This is a genomic window from Bacillus cereus, from assembly GCF_002567495.1.
GTDB lineage: Bacteria > Bacillota > Bacilli > Bacillales > Bacillaceae_G > Bacillus_A > Bacillus_A cereus_AQ.
In genome coordinates this window covers 1-5,366 of the sequence record NZ_NVAP01000008.1, presented here as the reverse complement: position 1 = coordinate 5,366, position 5,366 = coordinate 1, and the positions used below count along the sequence as shown (strand labels likewise).

Below are 5,366 nucleotides of genomic sequence, written 5' to 3'. Positions count from 1 at the left end.
TCTAATAATTGACCTTGCATTAGTGGTGACCATGCTTCCATTTGAATACCTTGTTCTTTACAAAAAGCTTGTAATTCTTTTTGTGTTAAACGCGGGTGGTATTCTACTTGGTTAATCATTGGCTTAATTTCTGCATCTTTTATTACATCTTGTAAGTGATGGATTTGGAAATTACTTACACCAATTGCACGTACACGCTTTTCTTTATAAAGTGTTTCTAATGCTCTCCACGTATCTTTATATTTCCCTTCTACAGGCCAGTGAACAAGGTATAAATCTAAATAATCTAGCTTTAATTTTTTTAAGCTCTCTTCATATGCAGCAATTGTTTCTTCATATCCTTGATCTGCGTTCCATACTTTTGAAGTGATAAATAATTCTTCTCTTGAAATCCCTGTTGCTTCAATACCTGCACGGATTCCTTCACCTACAGCTGTTTCATTTCCGTAAATTGCAGCTGTATCGATGCTACGATACCCTGCTTTAATTGCTGATTTAATCGCTTCTACAAGTTCTGGACCTTCTTCTACTTTAAATACACCTAAACCGAACCAAGGCATTTCTACACCATTATGCAATGTTGTTGTACTTTGTAAATTTTTCATTTTATTTTCTCTCCTTTTATTTTACTTGATCTCGTTTTTCTAATGCCATACTCCACGCTGTTAAAATAACAGCACCTACTACCATAATTCCGCCTACCCAAGCTGTATGAATTAACCCTAAAGAGTTCGTTACAATACCACCTAAATACGCACCAAGAGCAATCCCTGCATTAAACGCCGCGATATTAATTGCCGATGCAACATCGACAGCACTTGGAACAAATCGTTCAGCTAACATTACGACATATACTTGTAACCCTGGAACATTCATAAATGCGAATAGTCCCATTAAAATAATTGTGATTAGCCCAGCTACCTTAAATGGCGCTGTAAATGTTAAAACGAATAATATGATTGCTTGGATAAAGAACATGTAAAATAGCGCTCGAATTGGATTATGGTTCGATAATTTACCGCCAATCACATTCCCTATCGCGATTGCGATTCCATACACTAATAAAATGATAGTAACTGTATTTGTTTTAAATCCTGTTACTTCTTGTAATAATGGTGATAAATACGTAAATGTTACGAATGTTCCCCCATATCCTAATGCAGTAATAATGAAAACAAGTAGTAGTCTTCCGTTCGTAATCAGTTTAAATTGATCACGAAATGATACAGACGTACCTTTTTTCATATTAGACGGAATTAGAATACCATTTGCGATTAAAGCTATAACTCCAATTACCACAATTGCTAGAAATGATGTTCTCCAGCCAAATTGTTGACCAATAAAAGTTCCAATTGGCGCACCTGTAATAGTCGCAACTGTTACGCCAGTAAACATAATTGCAATCGCGCTAGCACGTTTATTTTCTGGTACAAGTGCCGCAGCAATCGTTGAACCAATTGACATAAACACACCATGTGAAAGTGCAGACACAATTCTCGCAATAAGTAATACAGTGAAGCTTGTTGAAACAGCCGCAATCCCGTTACCAATAATGAAAATAATCATTATCCACATTAACAACGTTTTTCGTGACATATTAGCTGTTAACGACGTCAACACTGGAGCACCAAATGCTACTCCTAACGCATATAAAGAAACTGTTAAACCAGCTGTTGTAACCGAAACATTTAAATCTTCCGAAATAGATGGTAATAAACCGACACTAACAAATTCAGTTGTCCCAATCCCGAACGCACTAATTGCTAGCGCTAATAACGCAAATATACTTCTTCGATTCGTCTGAACTTCTGAAGACGATGCTGTATATGAATTCAATTGAGTTTCCCCTCTTCCCTGTAATTCCTATCATAATAGTGCGATAAAAAGGCCCTTTTATCTTCTAAAAAACATATTTAATCTCTACAAACGCTATTATGAATGGTTTCATTCTTTTTTTAAAGAACGCACTTTAAAGTACTATAGGTACTTTTTAGTACCGTAAAGCTTGTCTCTCTTACATGTACTATTATGAAATATATTCAACAAAATGAATAGTACGTACTTTAAAGTGCTGTAGGTACTAAAAAGTAACATAGTTAGTTACTAGTACCGTAAAGCTTGTTTCCCTCTCACATGTGCTATTATGAATGATATTCAACATAATAAAAAGTACGTACTTTAAAGTACTATAGGTACTAAAAAGTAACATTTATATAACCTAGATTATTTTGCTCAAAAATTGAAATCTACATTCAACAAAGAAGGGTTCCATATGGAGAAATACAAGCTTCTTATAGAGGCCACTTTAAAGGGCGAATCGTTTGAAAATAAAAGAAAAAGCTGTTATCCAAAGAATTGCTTACAACCGTAACGTAGAATACACTTTAACTGATTACAATCGCTCTTTAGAGTCTATTTTAGATTGTCATTGTAATTCACAGGCTAGAAATACTTCCATACTCATTACAACAGACGTATAACAAAAAAGGCAAAAATGAACAGGAATATGTTCATTTTCGCCTTTTTTGTTAGCGATTAAAATGTACGACTTTTGGAAAGGAAATCTTTATCGGCTCCCGTTACACCGCTTTGTCCCCAGTTTCCTGGAATCATTTCACGAATAAGAATAAGGACTTTATCCAAAGGTGCATGAGTATATTTAGATGTTAATTGTGTAAGTTCGTTTACCCACTTATCCTTTGTCTCTTGATCAAATGTATTCCATATATCAATCTTGATAATAGCCATTCCATCAACGTTACTATCAAGTGTATCGTAAGACTCTTTCGTCTCCCAATTGGACACCCTACTTTTCTCAGCAAAGGTAGCATCACTTGCTACAGCCCCAGCTTTCCCCCAATTTTCTTTCTCAAGTTCAGTTATCAATACTTGAATTTTGTCAGGGACAATTTTTAATAGTGTTATTGTAAGTTCAGTTACTTCATAAATGAACTCCTTCTTTTCTTCTGTTGACATGGTTGGCCAAGTATTTAGTTCAATTAATGGCATAGTATTGCCCCCTAAAATTATTTATTCACTAACTACAACTATTAGTTCAAATGATTTTTAATTGCTCTTACTACCAATTCGTGATCTTCTTCTGGTGGTAATCCTGAAACTGTAATCATTCCAATAACCCCTACGTTTTTTATTTGGATAGGAAAGCATCCACCAAACGCAGCATATTCCGAAGTATCTAAAAGATATTTTTCATTATATGAGATGCCAGTTATTTCACTTTGTATCTGCATATAATACGAGCTATGATCATGCAGGGAAACAACTCGTTTTTTACGCTCAATCCATTTCGTATTTTCCGCATTTGTCCCTGTCATCTTGAAATGAAATAATTGTACACCGTTTTTTGTTATATCAACAGCAATCAATTTTTCCTCTCGCTTTGCTGTTTCAACGATAAATAAACCTAATTGCAAGGCATCTTCATTTGTAAAAGAGGAAAATTGAAGTGTTTCCTCCTCTTTTAAGATTTGTTTACTTATTTCATTCAAATTTGAAGTACTCATATCTTTAACCTCCATAACTGTTTTATGCCACACCGGCATTGTTTGAAATTATTAGGCTCTATCGTACAACCTTCCAATCATTCTAAATCTAAGTAAACTACTGTAATATCTTTGGGAACTAGTACCGTAAAGCTTGTTTTCTTCTTACAGGTGCTATTATGAATGATATTCAGGACGATAAAAAGTACGCACTTTAAAGTGCTATAGGCACTTTAAAGTACTTTTCTACTTATCCTCCTCTTACAGAGACTATTATGAAATATATTTAACATTTTAAAAATGTATGTACTAAAGAATAAGATTTTTAATAACTAACTTTTTTGCTCAATCGTTATGATCCAATTTAAACAAAAAGAACCTAATAAATATTAGATTCTTTTCTAGCCGAAAAATAACTTTTATATTTTCCTCTTCGTTATTCATAATAAAAATATTCCTTCACGACACATTTACATATATGCACAAACTCTTTCCTATTTTGTTACAAAAGACTTAGAATAGAACTTTTATTAAAAGCTCATTTTAATTACAGTAAAACATTAATGAAAGAAAAAAATTACACTACCCAAAAATAGGAGGCAACAAAGATGAGTGAAAAAACAGCAGGCTTCTCTCAAGTAAATCACGTTGGGATTACTGTAAGTAATTTAGAAAAATCTATCGTTTTTTATGAAGCATTAACGGGTAAGAAAGTATCAAACATCGATGAAATTGGCGGGAAAAGAATGGCGCAAACCCAAGGACTTGAAGATACTCGTATTAAATATGCCAACCTTCACTTAGACAATTTGAACATCGACATTTTAGAATATGTTCTTCCTAAATCAGATAAAGCCTCTTACTCAAATGATCAAATTAGTGCGATGCATCTTTGTTTTGAAGTAGAAGATATTGATGCAGCTGTGGAACGCCTAAAAGCAATTGGGGTCGCACCAGATGGCGAGCCAATTGTCTTCCAGGAAGAAGATGGACTGAAATCTGGATTTGGTACAGGCGTTGCCTACTTCCGTGATCCAGATGGTACTAATTTAGAGCTTATTGCTCCAAAAGGTCCATTTAGACGTGATTAATTCATATAAAGTAAAACTATAATCATCCCTCATTAATCGGGCGTTTACGGACAGTTAATGCAGAATACATTTCCTTGTAAAAGGATCCTATATTTACTCATGTGAGTACAGAAAAAGAGTCCTAAATGAATAGGGCTCTTTTTTATTTTATTGAAAGGATACTTTTAAATACTTCTATACAACACCACATCATTCCTATTTTCACCCCACGTAGTATCGCACACTTAACCTATATAAAAACCTGTTAATTAATCATTTTATAGTATGTACAAGCTTTACAATGAATAGAATTTTTAAAGGGAAGGCGGTGTATATAGATGTCATCCGAAAATGGAGATTTTTTAAAAGGATTAAACCCAGATGATTTTATAGCTGCTGGAGCACTCGATCCTCATCTTGTAGGTCCTACTTTACCACCAATACCGTCATTTACATTGCCTACAGGACCTACTGGAATTACTGGACCTACTGGATCTACCGGGCCTACTGGGAGCACTGGGCCTACCGGCGACACTGGACCTATCGGAATCACTGGACCTACTGGAGACACTGGATCTACCGGCGACACTGGACCTATCGGAATCACTGGGCCTATCGGAATCACTGGACCTACTGGAGACACTGGAACTACCGGCGACACTGGGCCTACCGGCGACACTGGGCCTACCGGGAACACTGGACCTACTGGCATCACTGGATCTACCGGGAACACTGGACCTACTGGCATCACTGGACCTACCGGGAACACCGGGCCTACTGGCATCACTGGGCC

The 5,366-nt window shown here is 35.7% G+C and carries 6 protein-coding genes; 2 read left to right on the top strand and 4 right to left on the bottom strand.

Features of this window, described 5'->3' with window-relative positions; translation table 11 throughout:
* From COK05_RS03920 to COK05_RS03900, 4 genes are all read right to left on the bottom strand, one after another.
* On the bottom strand, positions 1 to 605 hold a 605-nt coding region (locus COK05_RS03920), incomplete at its 3' end, for an aldo/keto reductase (protein ID WP_098611546.1).
* 16 nt (positions 606 to 621) lie between these two features.
* Positions 622 to 1,836, bottom strand: a complete 1,215-nt coding sequence (locus COK05_RS03915) for an MFS transporter (RefSeq protein WP_098611545.1) — start codon at positions 1,834 to 1,836, stop codon at positions 622 to 624.
* Positions 1,837 to 2,535: 699 nt separating this feature from the next.
* A complete protein-coding gene (locus tag COK05_RS03905) occupies positions 2,536 to 3,009 on the bottom strand; it encodes a tautomerase family protein (protein ID WP_098611544.1) in 474 nt (157 codons plus the stop codon).
* A gap of 41 nt (positions 3,010 to 3,050) precedes the next feature.
* Positions 3,051 to 3,563, bottom strand: coding sequence for a heme-degrading domain-containing protein (locus COK05_RS03900; protein WP_141538888.1), 513 nt, complete (start codon positions 3,561 to 3,563; stop codon positions 3,051 to 3,053).
* Between the two features lie 548 nt (positions 3,564 to 4,111).
* Between COK05_RS03900 and COK05_RS03895 the strand changes: the two genes are divergently transcribed.
* Together COK05_RS03895 and COK05_RS03890 are read left to right on the top strand one after the other, a co-directional pair.
* Entirely contained in the window at positions 4,112 to 4,594 is a 483-nt protein-coding gene (locus COK05_RS03895; RefSeq protein WP_098611542.1) for a VOC family protein, read from the top strand.
* A gap of 317 nt (positions 4,595 to 4,911) precedes the next feature.
* On the top strand, positions 4,912 to 5,366 hold a 455-nt coding region (locus COK05_RS03890), incomplete at its 3' end, for an exosporium leader peptide-containing protein (protein ID WP_141538887.1).

Bases quoted from the DNA above. Each gene is read 5' to 3' on its own strand.
- COK05_RS03905 (WP_098611544.1), bottom strand. From the start codon at position 3,009: ATGCCATTAATTGAACTAAATACTTGGCCAACCATGTCAACAGAAGAA.
- COK05_RS03900 (WP_141538888.1), bottom strand. From the start codon at position 3,563: ATGCCGGTGTGGCATAAAACAGTTATGGAGGTTAAAGATATGAGTACT.
- COK05_RS03895 (WP_098611542.1), top strand. From the start codon at position 4,112: ATGAGTGAAAAAACAGCAGGCTTCTCTCAAGTAAATCACGTTGGGATT.